This is a genomic window from Spirosoma koreense (assembly GCF_054777875.1).
Genome location: NZ_BAAHAC010000013.1, coordinates 148,007 through 170,654, shown reverse-complemented (window position 1 = coordinate 170,654; position 22,648 = coordinate 148,007). Strand labels below are relative to the sequence as shown.

Genomic DNA, 22,648 nt, shown 5'->3' with positions numbered 1-22,648 from the left:
CAGTAAATTTCCACAATGCTCCCACAGCTGACCCGATTAGCATCCGGTCACTTATTGCCAATAAACAGGTTTTCAGAAAGAGATTATGCCATTTAATCTTCCAGGAAATTCAGGTCTTTACCAAAGGTTTCCTCCATCTTCCAAAGGCCGAGGAAAGCGGTCAGAATAGTTAATGCTCCTAACAAAGCGGCCCCATTGACAATGCCCAGCATGTCTCGGAACAGCAGAAATAACGGCGTCATGATGTTGATGCTCCCCCGCACAAAATTCGGTACCGTCGTCGCCACCGTCGCCCGCAGATTCGTCCCGAACTGTTCAGCCGCAATGGTCACAAACAAAGCCCAGTACCCTACCCCGAATCCCAGGGCTACACAAATGGCATAGAACGCGGTAGCCGATTGAAACGGTACGTATAAATACACCACCACTAGCAAAGCCGTCCATACCAAAAATAAACCCAGTACTCTTTTCCGACTGTTCAGGTATTGGCTGAAAACGCCACTCGACAAATCGCCGATAGCCAGCCCGATGTATTCCCACATGACAGCTTTACCAGCCACTATTGGTTCGCTGAGACCCAACGCTTTACCAAACTCGGGCGAAAACGTCATCAGGATACCCGCCACAAACCAGACGGGCAGCCCAATCAGAATGCAACGCAGGTATTTCAGGAACTGGGGACCACTGGAAAACAGGTGCAAAAAATTACCTCTGGATACCGTTTCTTTTTCCTTGACCTGGCTAAAAATACCCGACTCGAACACACTGACCCGCATCAGCAACAGGAGTAGTCCCAACCCTCCGCCAATGAAGTAAGCAACCCGCCAGGCGAACATATCGGCAATGAAATAAGCCAGTACCGCGCCCAACAACCCAACCGAAGCCACCAGCGACGTACCGTAACCCCGGATTTCTTTGGGCAAAATTTCGGCTACCAGTGTGATGCCCGCGCCCAGTTCACCGGCCAGACCAACCCCGGCAATGAAGCGCAGCAGGGCATACTGATCAACCGAGGTCACGAAGCCATTGGCAATGTTGGCCAGCGAATAAATCAGGATCGACCCGAACAAGACCGAGAGTCGACCGCGTTTATCACCCAGGATGCCCCAGAGAATCCCCCCCACCAGTAAACCTGCCATTTGCGTGTTAATCAGATAGATACCCTGAGGCAGCATATCCGCATCGGCAACGCCGAGGTCTTTCAGACTCTGCACGCGAACAATGCTAAACAGCAATAAATCGTATATATCGACAAAGTAACCCAGAGCCGCTACAATAACGGGGATCTGAAACAGTTGGCGCAGCAGCGAAGGCGAAACTGACAATTTGGGTTTGGTGATAGGTTCAAGCATAGCGTAGTTTTTTGACAGGATTCATAGGATAGACAGGACTTACAATCCTGTTTTCATCCTGCAAATCCTGCTAATCCTGTCAGAAAATGATTAACTGATGCCTCCAAAGCACAGATACTTAATTTCAGTGTAAAAATCCATACCGTACTTAGACCCTTCCCGACCAACACCGGACTCCTTAACCCCACCGAACGGGGCTACTTCGGTCGAGATCATACCATCATTGATGCCGACCATACCGGATTCCAGGGCTTCGGCCACGCGCCAGCAGCGGTTAATGTCTTTGCTGTAGAAGTAAGAAGCCAACCCATAAGGGGACGCATTGGCCTGCTCAATCACCTCCTGTTCATCCGTAAATCGGAAAATCGGAGCGACCGGACCAAATATTTCATCCTGGGCAATAATCATGTCGGCGGTAGCATCGGTTAGAATGGTCGGTTCAAAAAACAATCCCTCCAGTCCATGGCCACCCACCAGCACATGGGCTCCTTTCAACACGGCATCGGTCAGGTGACGCTTTACCTTTTCCAGTCCTTTTTCGTTGATCAGCGGCCCGATCTGCGAATCGCTGTCCAGACCGTTACCAACCCGAAGCGCTTTGACGGCTTTGGCGAGTTTATCAGTAAATTCGTCGTACACCTTATCATGCACATAAAGCCGATTGACACAGACGCAGGTCTGCCCGCTGTTGCGAAACTTCGAAGCCATAGCGCCTTTAACAGCGGCATCAATATCGGCATCGTCAAAGACGATGAACGGGGCGTTGCCGCCCAATTCGAGCGAAATCTTTTTCAGGTTCGACGCACACTGTTTCATCAGCAGCTTGCCGATTGCCGTTGAGCCGGTAAACGAGAGTTTTCGAACCTTGCTGTTTTCGCACAGTTCCAGGCCAACTTCCGTATTTTTCGAGGTCGTTATGGTGTTATAAACGCCCGGTGGAAACCCTGCTTTCTCGGCTAGGTACGAAACAGCTAAAGCGGTCAGGGGTGTTTCGGTGGGTGGTTTTACAATCACCGGGCAGCCAGCGGCCAGCGCCGGACCTACCTTGCGGGTAATCATAGCCAGCGGAAAATTCCAGGGGGTGATCGTGGCTGTAACGCCGATGGATTGTTTGATCACTACAATCCGCTTGTCGCGGGTATTGGCCGGAATCACATCGCCGTAGGTACGCCGGGCCTCTTCGGCAAACCACTCGATGAACGCAGCCCCGTACTCCACCTCGCCCCGGCTCTCGGCCAGCACTTTCCCGCATTCCATCGTCATCAACCGGGCTAGTTCCTCCTTGTTCTCCAGAATCAGGGCGAACCATTTTTTGAGCAGCGCTGCCCGCTCTTTCGCTGTCTTGTCGCGGTAAGCGGGCCAGGCGTTATGAGCGACATCAATGGCTTTTTGAACATCGTACTGATCCATGTCGGTCACCTGCGCAATGGTTTCGCCCGTAGCCGGGTTGATTACGGTGAATGTTTCGCCACTGGCCGCATTCACCCATTGGCCGTTGACGTAGGCCTGGGTGCGAATCAGCGAGTTCTGCGATGTGTTCGTTGCGGTCATGATCAGAAAGTGATAATCTGGCGAATCGCTTCGCCTTTGGCCAGTCGCTCAAATCCTATATTTACATCATCCAGCTTTAACTGGTGGGTCATCAGCTTATCGACGGGAAGGCGACCCGCCTGGTACAGCGAAATATAAGCCGGAATGTCCCGCGCCGGCACGCAGCTTCCGATGTACGATCCTTGCAGAGTTCGTTCATCCGCCACCAGTTTTGTAGGCGATAACTGCATCATTTTGCTGGGATGCGGTAATCCAGCGGTAACGGTTTTTCCACCCCTGGCTGTAGCCTGGTAGGTAAATTCGAGGGCCGCCACCACACCAGCAAATTCAAATCCGATATTTACACCCCCGCTGGTCAGGTCTTTGACCTGCTCGACCGCGTCGGGCTGCGAGGAATCGACGACCGCATCGGCACCTAATTCAAGGGCTTTTGTCAGCTTGTCCCTGTTGACATCGGCCACAATGATTTTACTGGCTCCCCCAGCCAGAGCGCCTAACAGCGCGGCAAAACCAACCCCGCCCATCCCGGTAATCAGCACCGTTTCACCGAGTGACAGTTTCGCCGTATTTATCACAGCCCCGACACCCGTCATGATGGCGCAGCCAAACAGGGCTGCAATATCGAAGGGTAAGGTCGAATCAATTTTTACGATGGATTTGCGGGATACGACACTGTACTCGGCAAAGCCCGACACGCCCATGTGATGATGAACAGGGCGCGCCTGACTATCCTGCAGGCGAAGACCTCCTTCTAATAGTTCTCCTTTGTTATTGGATGCCAGACCATTTGCGCAGAGCGCCGGACGACCCGTCATGCAGGGCATGCAATGACCACAGATGGGCAGGAATGAAAACACAACGTGATCACCCACCGCTAAATCATGAACGCCGGAACCCAGTTCGACCACCTCACCAGCCGCTTCATGGCCTAACACCATGGGCATCTGACGGGGTCGGTTTCCGTCAATTACCGACAGATCGGAGTGGCAAAGCCCGGCTGCCTTAATCCGAACAAGCACTTCGCCCGGCTGGGGTGGCTGTAAATCGACCGTTTCGATGGTCAGTGGTTTACTGCTGGTGTATGGGCGTTCTTTACCCATTTCATGTAAAACGGCGGCTCTGATTTTCATGCGTTCGGTATCAATATTGCCTGACTAAGGCTTTTCGCTCTTCTTACAAACTCACAACTAGTTGTGGTCGCTGCTCTTCGGTGATAAATAGCCTGGCTGGAATGATTTTGAAAGGTTCAACCCCTCCCAGCTACGGAGGAAGGGGAGAATCCTGAATTACCCAACCTATAAATGAACTGGTGGTGCCTGCTGCACATGTTCCTGTAAAAACTGTTCAATAGTCTGCCCCACTTTCTCCATGAGCAGCGTGCGGGATTCGATGCTCGCCCAGGTTACGTGGGGTGTCAGCACCAGCTTTTCTTTCTGCTTTACGTGCAAAAGTGGATTGTCCGGGCTGATGGGCTCCTGAGTAAAAACATCGATGCCCGCTCCGGCGATCAGGTTTTCGTCCAGTGCCTTGGCCAGATCAGCTTCAGACACAATACCACCCCGACCTACGTTAATCAGAATGGCCGACTTCTTCATCTTTGTCAGTCGCTCATAATTAATAAAGTTAGCCGTGTTCGCATTTAAGGGAGCGTGGATAGACACGATGTCGCAGGTCCGTAAAAACTCGTCTAATTCCAGGCGTTGATACGGTTGCTGATTATTCTGGCCGGAGGTGGAATAATACACGACCTCGCAACCAAAAGCATCGGCCATTTTGGCAACCTGGCGGCCAATGGCCCCCAGGCCAACGATCCCGAACCGTTTCCCGGTCAGCTCCCAGAATCCGGGACCAAAGTGCGTGAATATGTCAGTTTTCGCGTACTCGCCCTCTTTGACGTACCGATCGAAATAAGGAATATTCACTAGCAGATGCAACAGGATGGCAAAGGTTCCCTGCGTCACGCTCTGGGTCGAATAATCGGCGGCATTCTTCACCGGAATACCCCGGCCTTCTGCCGCTACCTTATCTACATTATTCGTACCCGTTGCGGCAATGCAGATGAGTTTTAAATTCGGTGCCTCGTTGATAACGGCCTCATCAAGAACCACTTTGTTGGTGATGACGATATCCGCATCTTGGATGCGCTCCCGCGTCTGCGACGGCAGGGTTGTTTGGTAATACCTTACCTGGCCGTATTTCTCTAATACATTTAGGTTGGGAACATTACCAACGGTTTTGGTATCTAAAAACACTAGTCGCATGGTATCTGACTGGAAACAATGCCCGAATGAACTTAACTTTAGTTGTAAAGGGCTGGCTACTTGGGGGTTACCCTTACTTTAACAACTACTTTTTTGACGCCATCGTACCCATCTACTTTGTTCGCCGGATTGTGCGCTTCAGTTGGCGTGACGATGTAGAAAACACCCGGTTCAGCTACATAGTAGTTACCCTGATCGGTGGTATAAAACGCAATGTCTTTGTCGGCACTGTATACCTGAGCCACATTCGATTTTACTTCCTCAGTCGGAATAATCCCGATCTTTTCCTTGCCCTTCACGACAAAATGAATGTCAGAGTAAGTCTGATGAGCCTCCCATTTCGAATTGGAAATCTCACGGGGCGGACCTTCGGAAATGGTAGCATATACGTTATCATCGTCGATGGGGTACTTGCCTGGCCTTAATCGGGTAAAATCCGTGTTTTTCAGGAAAGCAAAGGCCTTTTCCCAACCGGCTTTATTGGCGTGGTAGCGTCTGGCAAATTCCACCTTGTTGATCGGGTCGGCGGGTTTAGCGTTCAGTCCATTGAGCCAGTTCATCTTAGCATACCACTGCTCCGCCTTTTCGCCCGTCCACTCATCGGTCGATTGAGCACGTACGGCAAAACTGGCCAGGCAGGCAATGAGCAGGAGATATAGATTAGGGTAGTACTTCTTCATGCTACTTTCGGGGCATCAGGTTGACGCGTAGTGGGTTATCATATCCAGCCCACTTCAACCAGCAGGCTGGATACTGAAACCATCTGCTTAATTCCGGGCCATCTTTTTCACCTGACCGAGACCGAACTGATCACCGGCGGCAACAGGTTTACCCCCGCTGAAATGGATTTCAACCATTTTCTCGCTTTGCACATCGTTGTGCTCCTGATCTTCCAGATTGGAAACGATCTTCCGCGTTTTAACGTCGATCACTTCACCCGTTGCGGGATAGGCGTATTTACCATCCAGGCTAAACGTGATCCAGCCGGGCATGTCTTTGAGCGCTATCGTTGTTTTCTGGACCGGCGGCATCACCGTGTTGTCGAAAACATGTAGTCGCAAGTTGTGCCCGTCACATACCCAGAGTTCTTTTTCATCGGGCGTCAGACCAATACCGTGACTAGGGCAGCTGTGCCGTCTTACCTCACCCGCGTTCCAGCCTTCGACCACCACGCGATGCAGGAATTTACCCGTCACTAAATCGGCTACTTCAAAGCCAAGCAGGCCGTTGACATTCACGTACACCAGCGTCTGCGACCCGTTGATCGTAAATGGCCGTATTTCGGCGCTGAATGGGCCAACCTGCCGGCTAACCGTATGCGTTTTCGTATCGGCTACGTTCAGCATGGTCGATTTCAGACCAGCCATGTACACTTCTTTGCCGTCTGGTCCGTAAATCGTATTGTGCGCTCCGGAATTGGTGACAATTTTAGTGATTACATCCCCGGTTTTGGCGTCGACGACATTCCAGTGGGCTTTCTCCAGGGAAGGTGCATAAATAGTTTTGCCGTCGGGCGAGATGGAAATCCGGTCGACACCTCCTTCGTATTCTTTTTCCCAGAGCGTTTTTTCCGTAACCAGATCGATGCATTGAATGGCTTCCAGGGTGCTGATATAAATGCAATTGGTGGCCAGGCTCACATCAACCCCCTTCACATTGGAGGGAACGCCTTTTTTCGCCACACCCGTGGGGGATGGCATGTCTTTTCTTAACAGACCACCGGGCGTCTCGATGAACTTGACAAACTTATGGTTATTGTCTATGTCGAAGACCTGAATTCCGTGGCCACCGTAGCCTAAATAATTGCGAATGCCGGGCGTTACGACGTACAACAACCGTTGCACTTTTGGAGCTGGCTTTGGGGCAACAGTAGCCAGTTTATCGCCGGAGTCCGCCATCCAGGCAGTAGCTGTCAACAGGAATAAACCGCCTAGTAAAAGCGAAAAAACAGTTTTTGTGCGTTTCATAGTAAGGTTTGGTTCAGAATTTATCGATCAGAAAAATTGATTACGATTCGACGTCCAAGAGGCTGACGCCCAACCGTGATCCAATTAATTATAACCTGGATTTTGGGCGAATATGGCTGGATTGTTAACGATCTGAATCTGGGCCAGCGGCACGGGAAAAACCGTCATGTGGGGCTTCATGCCGAATTTCTGCATTACCGGATAAGCCTGTCCGGTTCGCACCAGATCAAACCACCGATGGCCCTCAAACGCCAGTTCCCGACGGCGCTCAACCGCGATGTTATTCCGCATGTCGGCCTGCGTCAGCGTAGCGTACGAGTCAATACCCGCCCTGGTGCGAATCTGATTCAAAAAGGGTAACGCAGCCGACGTTTTACCGTTTTCATTCAAGGCTTCGGCGTACATCAGCAGCACATCGGCATAGCGAATCACTTTCCAGTTAGCTGGACTATCATTGGCTGCTGTGATCTTCGTAATGTATTTCCGGGTATAAGCGGACATGTTGTTGGAGGAAATCAGGATGGGAATATACTTTCCTGTAGCATCGGTATAGCCCCTTGATGCCGTAATGTCCTTTCGTTTATCCTTGGTTTCAAATAGATCAAACAGCATCTGATGGGGGGTATTCTGGTCATCGACGGCACCTGTAATGCTGTAGAACGCGATCATGGATGTCACCTTCGGTGTAAAGCGGTTTGTGAAAACACTGCCTTCGGTGCCTAATCCCTGCTCATATTCAATGTCGTATATGTATTCGCTGTGGTGTTCGTTCTTGGTGTAATCCCATAAATCGGCCCAGTTAGGTAACAGCGCATAGCTCATGGTTGTCACTTCCTGCAGCTTGGCTTCCGCTTTGACAAAGTCTTTCCGGGTCAGGTATACTTTACCCAGCAGCGCTCTGGCGGCTCCTTTGGTAGCCCGACCGACATCCGCACCGGAATAACTGGCCGGCAGTTTGGCTTCGGCATCGAGCAGATCTTTTATAATGATATCATCATAGATTTTATCTACTTTTTCGCGGGGGGTTTTGTAGGCTTCATCAATGCTCAACGTTCTGGTAATAGCCGGTACATCGCCGAAGATACGGACCAGGTCAAAATAAGCCAGCGCCCGCAGAAACTCGGCTTCGCCCGTGTGCCGGTCTTTGTTGGTAACTACTTTGACATCGGCCGTGGGGATGCGTTCCAGCACGGCATTCGCGCGAGTGATGGCTTTATAGTAATTCCGCCAGGTGTCTCTCAGCAGCGGATCGTCATTGGCCAGCGTAAAATTATCGACGGCTCCCGCCGTTCCTTTCACCAGTTCGTCCCAGTTATCATCGCCCCGGATATCACCGAAGTAATACATATTCTGGTACTGGTCCTGGAATATACTGTAAACACCAATGACGGCATCCTGATAGTCTTTGTCCGTCTTATACAACACATCCACGGTTACAGTATCGAGGGGCTGGATTTCAATAAATTGTTTTGTACATGCCGTTAGCAGCAGACAGAAAACGGCGAGTAAGGTTAGGATCTTTTTCATGCGATGAACTGATTAAAAACCCAGATTAAGTCCAAAAATTACGCTTTTCGCGGTCGGGTAATCATACCGCTCCACACCGGGTGCGAGTGGGCTGTCAGGACGGCTAACATCCGGGTTGAAGCCAATGTATTTCGTAAATAGAAAGGGGTTGTTCGCCGTAAACGTTAGCCGGATAGTGCTGAATGTAAGCTTCTTCGCTACATTATCGGGTAATGCGTACCCGAAGGCGATATTGTTGATCCGGAGATAAGAGCCGTTGTCCAGCCAGCGCTGGCTGTAGGTTCCCCTGAAATTCCCCGTGGGTACGTCGTTAGGCCGAACCGAGTACCCATTGCCCGGATCAGACTCCGATTTCCAGTAATTATTCATGATCGCATACTGCCGGAACCGGGCCCGGTCATTAGCCGATTGCTCACGGGATAAAGCCAGCACACTGTTTCCCTGCACGCCCTGAAGGCTGACACTTAACGTAAAGTTTTTATACGAAAAGTTATTGGTCATACCATAGAAGAAATCGGGGTAGGGCGAACCCATAATGGTTCGGTCGAAACTGTTGATGATGCCATCCGGCACGCCATTGGGACCGCTAATATCGACAAACCGAACGTCGCCCACGCGCGAGGCATCCCGGCCACCGGGATTCCAGAGGGGGCCTTTATCCAGATCCGCTTTCGTCTGAAATATGCCGTTGGTCAGCCAGCCGTAAAACATCCCGACCGGTTGGCCGATCATGGTAATATTGCCACCCTGTGGCGAAATAATAGGGTCGCCCGAGGGACCTAACTTCGTCACCTGATTCTTATAGGTGGAGAAATTCAAGCTGGTCTGCCAGCGAAATTTTCCTTCGATATTGACCGTGTTCAACGCAAATTCCCAACCGGTATTTTTGACTTCACCGATGTTCTGTAAAGCCGTACTGAATCCTGTGATATCCGGGACATTCACGTTCAGGAGCAGGTCGGTATTTCTGGACCGGAAGTGATCGAGGGTCAGCGCGAACCGGTTATTTAAAAAACTGACGTCGAAACCGGCATTGATTTGCTCCTGCTTTTCCCAGGTCAGGTTCGGATTGCCCAGCCGGCTGGCTGAATAGCCGCCAATACCGGTATTTCCCAGTACGTATTTTTCGTAGTTAATAGTTGCCAACTGATCGTAGTTGCCAATGTTATTATTTCCCGTCCTGCCGTAACTAACCCGTAGTTTCAGCTCATTTATCTGGCGAATATTCTTCATGAAATTTTCGTCCGAAACGCGCCAGGCTAAGGCTAATGAGGGAAACAAGCCATACTTATTGGCTGAGCCAAAGCGGGATGAGCCATCTGTCCGGATTGAAGCCGTTGCATAATACTTGCTGTTGTAATTGTAGTTGATCCGGCCTAAATAGGACAACAGCGACCACTCGGCTACGTTGGATGATCCGGCCGTTAGGATGTTACTAACGGCACTCAGCGTCGGTACCAGGTTATTCGGGTATTTATTACTGGTCAGGGTATTGGATTCAAACGTTTCCCGCTGGGTTGTGTACCCAAGCAGTCCGGCGAAGTTATGCTTACCAATACTTTTGGTATAGTTCAGCGTCGTTTCGGTAATCCAGTTCAACCGAAGCGATGCATTATCGGACCCCGTTGCCAGTTCATTTAAGAAGGCCGGTAGCTGGGGTTTAAAGTAATTCCCCTTGATATTCATCAGGTTGATACCCAGCATCACATTTACTTTTAAATCGTTCCGGATGGCATATTCAAGAAAGGTATTTCCTAGAAAGCCAACCCCCTTTTGTCGCCCGTTCACTTCCTTTGCCAGCGCCAGTGGATTTTTGCTGGTCACGACCGCATCCAGCCCATTTCCGAACGGATAGTAGCTACCATCGGGGTTGAACAGCGATTGGTAGGTCGGGATAACGATGGCATTGTATAGCGGGTTGTTCGTAATATCGCTGTAGGAGGTCAAGTCTTCGGCTCCCACCCCTCCCACGTTTGTTTTGTCGGTATAGGTTGGGTTAAAGTTTACTTTTAGGGAAAGTTTCGGCGTCAGTTTGGCGTCGATATTCGCCCGGAACGAATAGCGTTTGAAATTACTGTTAAGAATGATCCCATCCTGATTGAAGAATTCACCACTTAGGGCATAGCGGATGTTCTCGCTGCCACCCGTAGCACTAAGCTGATACTGTTGCTGAGGGGCGGTGCGCAGAATCGCATCCAGCGGATCTTCATTGAACGTATTTTTTCCGGAGATTACGTCCAGTATGGTCTGGGGTACGGGCGATTTCCACTTCAACGGATCACCGGACACGTCGTTGTTTTCATCCAGGTTTCGGTTGCGCACCCCATCGTAATAGTGCTGGGCTTCTTCCAGCCCCGTTTGATAAACCGGTCGTTTGGCAATGGTCTGGAAGCCAAGCTGGTAGTTGAAATTGATGACGGCCTTGCCCGATTTGCCCCGTTTGGTATTGATGATGACGACCCCGTTGGCGCCCCGCGATCCGTAAATAGCGGTAGCCGAGGCATCTTTCAGCACGTCGATGGTTTCCACATCATTGGGATTCAGAGACTGTATACTGGAGATCGGGAATCCATCAACTACGTACAACGGCCCGGTACCCGCCGAAATACTACCCACCCCCCGTATCCGGATTTGCGGAGCCGCGCCCGGTTCGCCCGAAACAGGTTTTACCTGGACGCCGGCTACCTTCCCCATCAGAGCCTGGTCGACCCGGGGCACCGCCAGCTCCTGAATGGATTTACTGCCTACCGAGGCAATCGACCCAGTCAGGTCTTTCTTTTCAATGGCCCCGTAACCGATGACGACAATCTCGCTCAGGGTTTTGTTGTCGGTGGCCAGGGTTATATCCAGACTGGTACGGTTCCCCACTACAATTTCCTGGGAGGTGTAGCCGACAAAACTAAAGATCAGCGTGGAGGCTGCATTCGGCACATCCAGTCGGTAACGCCCGTTGACATCGCTGGTGGTTCCCTTCTGTGTTCCTTTCAGGACAATACTCACCCCGGGTAAGCCTTCGCCTTTTTCGTCGGAAACGGTTCCCTGAACAGCAATATCGGCAACCGGTGGCTTTTCAATAGTGCGGTCCAGAACTACCGATGACAGCGTTTGCTGACTATCCAGGGTAACGGGACTAATCAGGGCATTATCCGGAAATCGGGCACTAGTCGGGTCTTTCTTCCCCGCGGTTTCTTTGGCCATGACAACGTACCCGCCATTCTTGACCTTTTTGTAACGCAAACCAAACGGCTTCAGCAGTGTGCTTAAATTCTCTTCGATTTTCGCGTTCAGGTTGATCGCATCGGGCGCAACCATCAGGCCTTCCACATTGCGGTCGAAGAACAGGATGTCGGTGGCATAGTGCTCCTGAAGCATCTTGAGCATGTCCTTCAGTTGGCGGGGGGATGTTTTGGGGGTTAGTTCTCTGGCCTGCATTTGCTGAGCCCGGGCGAACGTCTGGGAAAATCCAGGCTGTAGGCGTCCCATGACTACTCCGATGAGGAGTAGAAGCTGTACTGATTTTTTCATAGGATTTAGGAATTAGTTAATCAAGGCTCCTGGGATATAAAGAGTGTATCTCCTTTTCGCTGGTAGGTAAGGTTGGCCGCACTGCTCATGGTTTCGATCAGTTCGTCGGCGTTCGTAGCCGTAAACGCGCCGGAAACTGTCCACTTGGTTAATGATTCGTCGGCAAACTGGAGGTGAATCCCGTAGACTTCTTTAAAGAGAAGGCTAACTTCGGCTAGCGTTGTCCCATCAAAAACCAACCGATTTTCCTTCCATGCCGTGTAATCCTGCGGCTTTGGTGTCTGTTTCAGGTTAGCCCTCCCCTGCCGGTCGAACGTAACCAGGTTGCCGGGCTTCATTATCAGTTGTTTGGTCGCTTTTCCTTCCTGATACCGCAGTTGAACCTTTCCTTTGTTAAGGACCACCTTCTGGCCGGACTCCCGCGTGTTGACCATGAATTCGGTTCCCAGTACCACTACTTCGAACTGTTTATCGGTCTGAACGACAAATTTCTGGTGGTTGGGCAGATGCTTTACCGTGAAGTCAGCTTCACCAGTCAGGGTAACTTTTCGCGTTTTTTCGCCAAAGCCAAAGCGGGGCACCCGCAAGGATGAATTTGCATTGAGTGTCACCCGGCTTCCATCCGACAGCATCAGGCTACGGGTTTCGCCAAATGACGTTTGATAAGACTCAAACAAGAGGTATTCTTTGGCGGGTGTTGCTGTAAACAGCAGGACTGCACTGACCGTAGCCGCTATAAACCAGCCGAACCAGGTGGGCAGGGTCGAACGGCTCGGTTGGGGATCAAAGCGCACCGGCGCAGCAGTCGACTGGCTGACTTCGCCAGCCATCCGTTGCCGGTGGCGGTCCAACGCTGCGTTGGTATCCACACTAAACTGCCTGTTCTGAGTTTCCCAGATGACCAGGCATTCGAAAAAAAACTCGCGGTTTTCCCCGACTTTTACCCACTCATCAATTTGCTGTTTTTGCAGAGCAGTAGCCTGCCCGGCAAAATAATTGAAAAGTGATTCTTTCGATATGCGTGGTTTCATGTGTGAATTCGTTAGTCAACTTCTAAGACGGTTGGGCGCCTAAAAACACGTAGTCATTGCCAAAAATAAATTTAGCTACAAAGTAAGGCGAGCAGGCAAACCAGACACTGCCATTTATTTTTCAGGGCATTCCGAAGCTGATGGATAGCCTGGTATACGTGTGTTTCAACCGTTCGTGGGGATACGTTTAATTCGTCGGCAATCTCCTGATATTTCTTCCCTTCAAACCGATGCAGAATGTAAATCTGCTGCCGTTTCAGAGGCATGGCATTGATGGCCTTCTCCACATCATGATACAGTTCTTCGTACTGCGTCATGGAATCCGGGTTTTGCGCGCCATGAGCCGGAATAAACTCAGCATTTTCCAGGGTAGTGCTCTGGCGCATCTCAGCCCGCAGGTAATCGAAGGCCCGGTTCCGAACAGTCGTAAATAAATACGCTCGGTATGAGCTCGTGATGGTCAGGAACCGAAGCTGACTGTGGAACTCGTAGAAAATATCCGACACGATATCTTCCGCAACTTCCTTCGATGAAACAAACCGGACAGCATGGCTACACAACACCGAGTAGTATAGCCGAAATAATAGGCTAATGCCCGCATCGGCATCCTGTTCGAAGTTCTTTCGGATAAACAGTTCAGTATCCAAACCGGGCCTATCTGCTGAATTATCGATAGGGGCATTTTCTTCCCGGCAGGTAGGCTCGACCATCTTTTGGGGACCATGTAACGGCTGGATTTGTCCCATTTCGGTTGGTAAGGGAAGACGGTAATTCATCAATGGATTTCCAGTTTGGATTTTGTCCTGACGTGGCGTTGCGAACGCTGTTTGCCACCCGATTTGGTAGTAAGACGATTGAGAGACAAAAAATACGTAGTCATATTTCAATTTTTTTTTGAAAAATTGTCTTTTACCGTACGAGCGACTAAAAAAACCTTGTTTAGTACTAAAAAATAGCCCTTAGAACGCTATTCACCCCTGTCTGGACATCTCAGTTGCATTTTTCCAGACAGGGGTGAATAGCGTTCTAAGGGATAAAAAAAAGCGGATAAGACTACCGGCTGGCTAAGTCCGGCAGTACTTAGTTAAGAACAAACGCATCGATTCGTATTTGTGGTTTTGGCGTAGAAGCCTGGGGACTAATTAACACAAAGACTATATCGCTGATCCCCAGAGTTGGCGATAAATCAACCAGAATATTTCCTTTTTGGTGGCTGGACGTATCCGCAGCAGGAAACAGGCGGGCCGTATCAAACGCCGTCCTGCCGATTAGCTTACCTGTAATTGAGCCTGATCGCACTTCAACGATTCCTGTCTGTATAGTTTGTTTATCAAGTGCAGTAACCTCAATGGTCAACTGGCTGATATCAGTCATATCCAGTTGAGCGTACCGCCAATAAGCGTTGGTACCATTGACGTATTGATGTTGAGGGAAACTCGCATCAGCCTGTTGTACCCGATCGGCCTCCTGGGGTAAAAGCACCGGACTGCGCAGAAAGCGAACTTTCTCGGCTCGAATCGGCCCCTCCGATTGAGTTCCTCTATCTGTGTAGGATGCCAAAATCCTGAAATACCCCCTGTTGTTATCTGTTTCAGGAATGGTAGGCGTGTAACTACCATATACAGGCAAAGCGGTTGCTGGACTACGCGCTTCTGATAAGCTCAGAATATAGGTGACAAGGGTTGAGGCATTATCCGGTGACAGTTGCGGGTGAGGGCTCATCGTCGCGTCACCCCATACCCCTTTTCCGCCGGAAATGATCTTCCGGGCGAGTCGGTCAACGGCACTGGAGTCGCCTTTATATTTCTGAGCAATTCGTTCGTAGGCAGGTCCAACCCCTGGCTTATTGATGCTGTGGCAGGCACGGCAATCATTCTCAACAATGAGTCGTTGGGCTAGGGCCTGCGTAGGCGTCTCGCCGATGTCGCGGGGCTTTGCCAAGGCGGTGAGACTGTCAAAACGTGTTGACATATACTCAATCCTAACCGTTACCCGGTCTGGACTAATTCGTCCATCCACCAGGCTACCGTCCTCTGGGTCTACGACCCGAACGGCATACTGAATCGGTTTATTCGGGAAAAAGAACATGGTATTCCCCTCGCGGATATCAATATCAATAGTAGGCGGTTCGTTTCCAGCTCTGACTACTGATTTTGTATACTCCTTTGCGTGTCCAGCGTTTATAACGGCCCATTGATGAAGTTTAGGCTGGTCAAACCTTTTGGTTGGTCGACGAGCAACTGACATACGATTTTGTTCATGGTTGACGATAAAGGAGGAATAGCTTGTTTTGAGTTGTAAAGGCATCGATTGTATGCACAATCGTCCATATACGGATAATTCAACGCAAATGAATAAGAGTATACACAGCCGTTTTTCCATGACTTGATAAGTTGACTTCAACCGGGGGTTGATTTAGTTGTCGCTCCGATGGTGAGAATCATTTATAGGAAAGACGGAATAGGCTCGAAAAACACGTAGTCTCTACTCGTAAATGGTTGATAAATACTCATTTTTCAAGTAGCTACACTATTGAGGATCAAACCAATTATTATCGGCTTTTATAAACGGGGCAAAACCGGCTGGACTGGATTGCCTTCATCTGGCAAGCGGTTGAGGTAACAGCCCGGCAGACGATTGATCAAATTACCCATACACAACTGCTAGTTGACCAAACGGTTGAGCAGATTCGAAACCAAGTTTTTAATGGTATATAACCACGAGTTATTTAGTGTCTTATTCGAGCTCCCCTCAGTGAAATCAAATATGTGGTTGACCGCCCAGAAATTGACCGCCGTACGCACTCCAAGTATTTGCATAGATTAGCGTAGCTGGTCATACTTCGAGCCGAAACGAAGTGGAAAGAAACCCTGTTAATTCGTATTTCCCTATTCGATTTGTTACGTCAATAGTTCAGATACCAACTAACTTTAGGATGTAGCTGATGTTGGTTCATTTGTGATCGTTTGGTCTGGATAAGTTGGTTGCCCGTAGCCGCATCACCACTGATCGCGGTGGTGATCCTAACCTGAGCCCATAAAGTAGTCGAGCTGGCCAAGCCAACCAGAACGAGAAGGGTACGCATAGAGTATTTCATGGTGTGACGAGATTAGAAAGTAAAGCTGTAAAAGAGAAATTCTTCTGTTGTATAATCTCGATCCTGTTACGTACTACATTCTGTAAGACATAAACAAGCAATGTCTTGTATTCTGTAAGCCAGAAAGCGAAGCCAGTAAGTTGACTTTTGCTAAGCAATCAGAGGAGCCGAGTTTTGAATAAGGCCCGATTTACAGATATCCAAATTTCTCTTCGTCTCAGGTAGGAAGGTTTGAAGAGACGCTCAATCACAAAAAATTAGCCTGACGTTTTGTACTTCAGCTAACCTATTGGCACTTATCCAACTACCGAGTTTTGTATGAATTGAGAGCCGGTGGCTTAATAATTCTACCTTTCACTCAGTTAAATCAGGCTGAACACAAGTGATTTTTTAAGTTTGATTTTTAAACCGCGCGACGCCCATTCTGACAGGCTGCGGTGAGTGGATGCCAAATGCCAAACTACAAACTTCTGTTACTATGAAAAATCTAGGGGTGTGTGGACTATTGCTGCTTACGGCAAGCCTAATCAGTTGTAGTAAGAAAGAAGCTCCTAAACCAGCCGAAAACCCGATAACTACCCTCCTCAGCGAGCAGTTGCAGACGTTGAAATTAGTGGAAATTCGGGAAAATAGCTTTCGAGAGTCGGGTGTGGTTTTTAGCAGTTCCGTCGCCGGTAAACTCACTCAGGTGGGTAGTAACCTGCCAGACGCTGGTTTTTATGTTATTACGGTCTGGGACTTCGATAGTGGACAAGTATTGCTACAAAAAACGGTGGAGCAACAGATCCCTAACAAACTATCGCTCACCAACACGGACGTAGTGCCGCTGACGATCAACAAGAAATACTTAATCAGCATCAATAACAAATCGGGCCAGCGCAGCCAGGGATCGTTCACCCAAGCTTTTAAAGCCAGCGGGGGTAATATTCTGCCAGCCACTCAAGGCAACATCACGATGCATGCCAGCCGCTCCGGCGGTGGCAGTATGGTTGCCTTTCCAACCTCCTCTTTGAACCAGTTCAGCTTACTTAATGGCTTTCCCGAGTTCACGTTTATCCCCGACTGAGCCACTGCTTGCTGGAAAGTTTTGCCTATAAAAACAGCGTTTGCTGAGAAAAGTAACTCCTGACTAGTAGTACATAGTATATACCGAAAAAATCCCTCGCTCATTCCCAATTTCGCCTTGTACAGCGGCCATTCCTGTTCGCTAAGGCTGCCTTGGCGACTAGCCTCACTTCGGCTGTTAAACCAAAACAAACCTGCATGAAACAGGTTTCTGCACTTTTATAGGTATTCGTTGAGGAACCGACCAAGCGCTTTAGCGGACTGGTTCCTGACATATTTCGTTTCCAGAAACCATTTCAGACTTATGAACCAATCCCGCGACAGCATCAACGACATCTGGGGGCAACGCACCCCCTACCAGGGAGACTATCCTGTCCGAATCGACCAACGCACTACCGAACAGCCCGATCAGTGGGTACAGTCCGCCTGTGTGCTGTGCTCAACGGGTTGTGGGGTAGACATTGGCGTCAAGGAGGGACGAATCGTTGGGGTACGCGGGCGGGGGGTAGATATAGCCAATTACGGCCGGCTGGGCCCCAAAGGGCTACACGGCTGGGAAGCCAACAACAGTACGGATCGATTGACAAAACCCATGATTCGTAAGCAAGGAAGCCTTCAGGAGGCAAGCTGGGATGAAGCCATGGACCTGATTGTCCAACAGTCCCAAAAAATACTGGAAACCCACACCAGTCTGGGCATTGGGTTTTATACCTCAGGCCAACTGTTTATTGAAGATTATTACACGTTAGGGGTAATTGGCAAAGCCGGTCTGGGTACGCCCCACATGGATGGCAACACTCGGCTATGTACCGCTACGGCAGCAGCGGCACTCAAAATATCGTTTGGCACCGATGGTCAGCCCGGTGCCTATAAAGATCTGGATACGACGGAAGCTATTTTTTTAGTGGGTCACAACATGGCCTCTCAGCAAACCGTGCTGTGGATGCGCATTCTAGATCGGCTGGAGGGCCCTAACCCACCCAAGCTGGTGGTCCTCGACCCTCGAACTACCGACACGGCTCAAAAAGCAACCGTGCATCTGGATCCGCTTCCGGGCACCAATATTCCGGTCTTAAACGGCTTGCTGCACTTACTGATTGAAGCGGGCCAGCTGGATATGCTCTACATCCAGGCCCACACGGTTGGCTTTGAGGAGCTCAAAAAAACAGTAGCCGAGTGGACGCCGGAGCGAGTAGAAAGCGTGGCGGGGGTCTCGGCCCAAAAGCTGCGGGCAGCGGCTGCCATCTTAGGGACTACCCCGTCTTTGGTGTCGACCGTTCTGCAGGGCGTTTATCAATCCATGCAGGCTACCGCTGCCGCCGTTCAGATTAATAATCTTCACTTGATTCGGGGCCTGCTTGGAAAACCAGGCAGCGGTATTCTGCAGATGAATGGGCAGCCCACCTCTCAGAATACCCGCGAATGCGGGGCGGATGGAGACCTGCCGGGTTTTCGCAATTGGGGGAACCCCGAGCACATCAATCAACTGGCCACCCTTTGGAACGTCGAGCCCATCCGGATACCCCACTGGGCGCCCCCTACGCACGCCATGGAAATCTGGCGGTATGCCGAGCAGGGATCCATCAAACTGTTATGGATCAGTGCTACCAACCCGGCGGTCTCCCTTCCGGATCTGGATCGAGTCCGCAACATTCTGGCCAAGGACGATTTATTTGTCATTGTTCAGGATGCCTTTATGACTGAAACCGCCGTCTATGCCGATGTGATTTTACCGGCTGCCTTGTGGGGGGAAAAAACGGGTACCTTTACCAATGTGGATCGTACCGTACACATATCCCACCAAGCGGTGGATCCACCGGGCCAGGCTAAAGCGGACTTCGACATTTTTATCGACTATGCCCGGCGCATGAACTTTCGCGATAAAGACGGTGCACCGCTCATCAAATGGTCAACGCCCGAAGAAGCGTTTGAGGCCTGGAAAGCCTGCAGCCAGGGAAGACCCTGCGATTATACAGGAATCAGTTATGCCAAGCTGAGCGAAGGATCGGGTATTCAATGGCCCTGCAATGAAGAGCATCCCCAGGGAGCCGTGCATTTGTACACGGATGGGGTGTTCAACACCCATATTGACAACTGCGAAAGCTATGGCTATGATCTGATCACGGGGGCTGCTTATACCCAAAAAGAGTACAAAAGCATTGATCCGAAAGGCAAAGCCTTCCTTAAACCCGCCGAATACGTAGCGGCCCATGAAGTGCCGGATGAGGACTATCCGCTGTGGCTGACCACCGGTCGATTAGTGTACCATTTTCATACCCGAACCAAAACCGGTCGCGCCAAAGCGCTGGCGGAGGCCGCCCCCGATGCGTATGTGCAGCTTTCCCGGCAAGACGCAGCGGCCTATGGCCTAGCCGAAGGGGATCTGGTTAGGGTCTCATCCCGCCGTGGCCAGATCACCGCTCCGGCCCGGCTAGGAGGCATTAAACCAGGGGTGGTGTTTGTGCCCTTTCACTATGGGTACTGGGACAATCCCCAGCGGAACCGGGCGGCTAATGAACTAACTTTAAGCGAATGGGATGCCGTCAGTAAGCAGCCGCATTTTAAGTATGCGGCCGTCAAGGTTGAAAAAGCCACAGAAGGTGTCCTGCACAAGCTGGGCAAAGCCATGGGTATCCTGAACGATCAACCTCAATCGATGGAGGTGTAACATGCACATTGGAACCTACCTTGAGTTAGTCTATCGGGGCCAACAGGATTTGGCCAAGGCCTTTGAGCTGGTCGCCAAAAAACACGGCGATGAACCAGATATTAAGGAAATGTGTCAGCTCCTGGCCTGCTGGTCCAACTCCCTGGCGGAACGAATCCACCCCTTTACCCAGCAGTATCGGGCCGAAAAGGATAACGAACCCGATCGGTTATTAAGTGCGTTTTTTGGTCAACACCGTACCGGTTCGCTGGCGTTGCTACGGGACCTGCATGACCTCTGGCTGATGGCCAACGAAGCGGAAATCTCGGCCGTTTTATTGCGTCAGGCAGCATCGGCCCTGCGCGACACAGCCCTGATTGGTGTATGTGATGAGCTGGAAGAAAAAGCAAGCCGTCAACTCGCCTGGCTAGTAACCCGGCTAAAATCAGCGGCCCCCCAGGTATTGATTGCGGCCGGTTAAAGGTTATCCCGTACGGAATGGTCGTGTTCACTTGCTAACTAAACGAATCAGCTCTGTTCAGGCGGGGCTGGGTAGGCTCTAGGCTTTGGGTTGACAGCTAGAAGACTCATGGGGCGCGTAAAATATGACAATCAGGACTTGATGGGGGTGGCATTATCAATAAAAGTGGGGGCGTGATTGGATTGTCCAACGTTTTTTGTCAAGCCCCTGACCCTGTTTTCATCTGGAGGGCCTGCCTGGCAGCAGCTCAGGACTTCGGGCCTGACTTGCCCGTATTACTTTACCCAAGTGCCCTACCGCTTGCATTGGCGAAGTCGATCGGGTGCACCGAGCTAGGACCTCTGTCGGTATGGCTCAAGCAACCTATGCTGGTTAAAAAGAACCAGCGGGTTAGGCTGGCGCGAGCAAGGTTCAATCACTAGCCTTAAGCCTAAGGATGGAAGCGCTATAGAATACACGAGTCAGGTTGAAGTATCTAATGAGCCTTTTATGAGAAGACTTAACTTTTAATGGCTTTAGAAGGGTCCGTTTGTTTTTGAGAAAATAACCAGTCCAGTAAGCCCGGGGTCTTGATGACTTCCTCCCAAACACTGTGAGCCAGATGGGCATACTCCGTGTAGCGGGGAGTACCTCCCGCTTTTTTGAGCGCAGTAACCATCTCCCGAGAACCACTCACCGGTACATTCAGGTCTTTAGCCCCATGAAAGGCCCAGACCGAGATTCCTGCCATACCAGGGGCTTGGCTAGGATCGCCTTCTCCGCACACGGGTATGGCGGCTGCAAATAACTCCGGGTGGGTGCCAATTAGATGCCAGGAGCCATACCCGCCCCGCGATACGCCCGACACGTAACGCCTTTGGGTGTCAATCGAAAACGCCTTATCCAGAGAAACAAGGGCCTCAATGGCTAGGGGAGCTTCCGAAGGCGTATTGGCTACACCACCCCAGCCAGAGTAGGGTGGACAGCGAGGCACAAACACGAAACAAGGATACTTACGCCTGTTTTCATCCGTCGCTAACCATTTGGCTATGGGGCAGGCATCGATCTGACGGATATTGTCTAAGCGGCAGGTGAAAGGGAGACCAACCACCAGAGGATATCGTTTCCTGGCATCGTAATGCAGGGGCTTTAAGAGTCGGTATAGCAACGTATCACCTTGGCGGCTGACATAGCTTCCTTCCTCAAAAGGCTGTGCCAAGGCCATTTCGCGGGCAGATATATGCGTATGGTTGTAATTATCTCCAAGTAGCTGAATAGCGAGTACCGTTGCCGAGATGGCAAGAATCACAACCATTCCTTTGGCAAGTAGCAAGCCGGCCGGTAGGTCAACGGGCTCCTTACCGTCAGGGGTGTTGGTTAACTCATCAACAAAATTAAACAGGAGTAGAACTGGAACGATCCGGTCAGCTAAGGAGAGCCATTGCTGGATTACATCAAGCTTGGCGGTTGGTGGATAAGGGGGGATATCGATAAACCACACCAGGACTGCCAACTGAGCTCCATAAAGTAATGCCATCGCCATACCTGCCCCTTTTAGCCAGGGTCTGCTCCCGGAGTGAGAAGCAGCCAGTGTAGTGCCATAAACCAGGTAGGCTAAAACGCCCAGCAATACAGCCACTCTAACATATTGACCCAGCAATGGGTAGCGTGAGGCCAGGATTAGATAGAGTAGGATTACAAATGAAAGTAGGGTGGCTACCAATCCAGCCCAGAATGTCGCCCTATAGTTTTTGCGATAATAGTAGGTTAGTAGCAAACTAGCCGTTAGGAAAGCAATGAAGTCAAAAACTAGAAACCAACTTCGAAAGGAGGCTAGCATATATAGATCAACGCCCCGTTGAAAATGGACCCAACTTTGAAATAAGCCAGCCGCCAGGGATAGCCCTAAGCTGGCGCAACTAGTTTGGTGAAACTGTTTAGTCATAAAGCTACGTGTTGAACTGTAAAGGCTTTATGCTAAAAGCTTTACTAGGGATGGGCATGGCTCAGGCTGCCCTAGGGGCTTCGGCTCAGGTGGGAGCAATTTGCGGAGCATTTAGGATTGCACATCAAGCCTAACCTTTGCGGTCCCAGTCTGACGAAGACACTCGGTCTAGGGGTTGCCCAACGCGACTAGCTTACAAAGCTAATCAGCTCAAAATAGC

16 protein-coding genes are annotated in these 22,648 nt (G+C 50.5%); 3 read left to right on the top strand and 13 right to left on the bottom strand.

The window, feature by feature from the left end; all coding sequences use genetic code 11:
• Window positions 1-92: 92 nt before the first annotated feature.
• From ACYVC2_RS12590 to ACYVC2_RS12535, 12 genes are all read right to left on the bottom strand, one after another.
• The gene (locus ACYVC2_RS12590; RefSeq protein WP_461102782.1) at window positions 93-1,352 is read right to left on the bottom strand and encodes an MFS transporter; all 1,260 of its coding nucleotides are present in this window, start codon (window positions 1,350-1,352) and stop codon (window positions 93-95) included.
• 90 nt (window positions 1,353-1,442) lie between these two features.
• Window positions 1,443-2,903 (bottom strand): NAD-dependent succinate-semialdehyde dehydrogenase, encoded by a 1,461-nt coding sequence (locus ACYVC2_RS12585; protein WP_461102781.1) that lies wholly within the window; start codon window positions 2,901-2,903, stop codon window positions 1,443-1,445.
• A gap of 2 nt (window positions 2,904-2,905) precedes the next feature.
• Entirely contained in the window at window positions 2,906-4,033 is a 1,128-nt protein-coding gene (locus ACYVC2_RS12580) for a zinc-dependent alcohol dehydrogenase family protein (RefSeq protein WP_461102780.1), read from the bottom strand.
• Between the two features lie 165 nt (window positions 4,034-4,198).
• The gene (locus ACYVC2_RS12575; RefSeq protein WP_461102779.1) at window positions 4,199-5,164 is read right to left on the bottom strand and encodes a D-2-hydroxyacid dehydrogenase; all 966 of its coding nucleotides are present in this window, start codon (window positions 5,162-5,164) and stop codon (window positions 4,199-4,201) included.
• 56 nt (window positions 5,165-5,220) lie between these two features.
• Window positions 5,221-5,844, bottom strand: coding sequence for a NanQ anomerase/TabA/YiaL family protein (locus tag ACYVC2_RS12570; RefSeq protein WP_461102778.1), 624 nt, complete (start codon window positions 5,842-5,844; stop codon window positions 5,221-5,223).
• 87 nt (window positions 5,845-5,931) lie between these two features.
• A complete protein-coding gene (locus ACYVC2_RS12565) occupies window positions 5,932-7,131 on the bottom strand; it encodes a YncE family protein (protein ID WP_461102777.1) in 1,200 nt (399 codons plus the stop codon).
• 84 nt (window positions 7,132-7,215) lie between these two features.
• The gene (locus ACYVC2_RS12560; RefSeq protein WP_461102776.1) at window positions 7,216-8,658 is read right to left on the bottom strand and encodes a RagB/SusD family nutrient uptake outer membrane protein; all 1,443 of its coding nucleotides are present in this window, start codon (window positions 8,656-8,658) and stop codon (window positions 7,216-7,218) included.
• Between the two features lie 12 nt (window positions 8,659-8,670).
• Entirely contained in the window at window positions 8,671-12,183 is a 3,513-nt protein-coding gene (locus ACYVC2_RS12555; protein WP_461102775.1) for a SusC/RagA family TonB-linked outer membrane protein, read from the bottom strand.
• A 20-nt stretch (window positions 12,184-12,203) separates the two neighbouring features.
• Window positions 12,204-13,214, bottom strand: a complete 1,011-nt coding sequence (locus ACYVC2_RS12550) for a FecR family protein (RefSeq protein ID WP_461102774.1) — start codon at window positions 13,212-13,214, stop codon at window positions 12,204-12,206.
• Window positions 13,215-13,285: 71 nt separating this feature from the next.
• Window positions 13,286-13,990, bottom strand: coding sequence for an RNA polymerase sigma-70 factor (locus ACYVC2_RS12545; protein ID WP_461102773.1), 705 nt, complete (start codon window positions 13,988-13,990; stop codon window positions 13,286-13,288).
• A gap of 304 nt (window positions 13,991-14,294) precedes the next feature.
• Entirely contained in the window at window positions 14,295-15,521 is a 1,227-nt protein-coding gene (locus ACYVC2_RS12540) for a c-type cytochrome (protein WP_461102772.1), read from the bottom strand.
• A gap of 598 nt (window positions 15,522-16,119) precedes the next feature.
• The gene (locus ACYVC2_RS12535; RefSeq protein WP_461102771.1) at window positions 16,120-16,299 is read right to left on the bottom strand and encodes a hypothetical protein; all 180 of its coding nucleotides are present in this window, start codon (window positions 16,297-16,299) and stop codon (window positions 16,120-16,122) included.
• Between the two features lie 490 nt (window positions 16,300-16,789).
• Between ACYVC2_RS12535 and ACYVC2_RS12530 the strand changes: the two genes are divergently transcribed.
• The 3 genes from ACYVC2_RS12530 (at window position 16,790) to ACYVC2_RS12520 (ending at window position 20,504) form a co-directional block, all read left to right on the top strand.
• Window positions 16,790-17,377, top strand: a complete 588-nt coding sequence (locus tag ACYVC2_RS12530) for a DUF4082 domain-containing protein (RefSeq protein WP_461102770.1) — start codon at window positions 16,790-16,792, stop codon at window positions 17,375-17,377.
• A 303-nt stretch (window positions 17,378-17,680) separates the two neighbouring features.
• Complete coding sequence (locus ACYVC2_RS12525) at window positions 17,681-20,044, top strand: molybdopterin oxidoreductase family protein (protein WP_461102769.1); 2,364 nt, start codon at window positions 17,681-17,683, stop codon at window positions 20,042-20,044.
• 1 nt (window position 20,045) lies between these two features.
• Window positions 20,046-20,504: a molybdopterin oxidoreductase gene (locus ACYVC2_RS12520; RefSeq protein ID WP_461102768.1), complete on the top strand. Its 459-nt coding sequence runs from the start codon at window positions 20,046-20,048 to the stop codon at window positions 20,502-20,504.
• Between the two features lie 499 nt (window positions 20,505-21,003).
• Here the strand turns inward: ACYVC2_RS12520 and ACYVC2_RS12515 are convergent, their stop codons facing one another.
• Complete coding sequence (locus ACYVC2_RS12515; protein WP_461102767.1) at window positions 21,004-22,428, bottom strand: carboxylesterase family protein; 1,425 nt, start codon at window positions 22,426-22,428, stop codon at window positions 21,004-21,006.
• Window positions 22,429-22,648 lie beyond the last annotated feature (220 nt).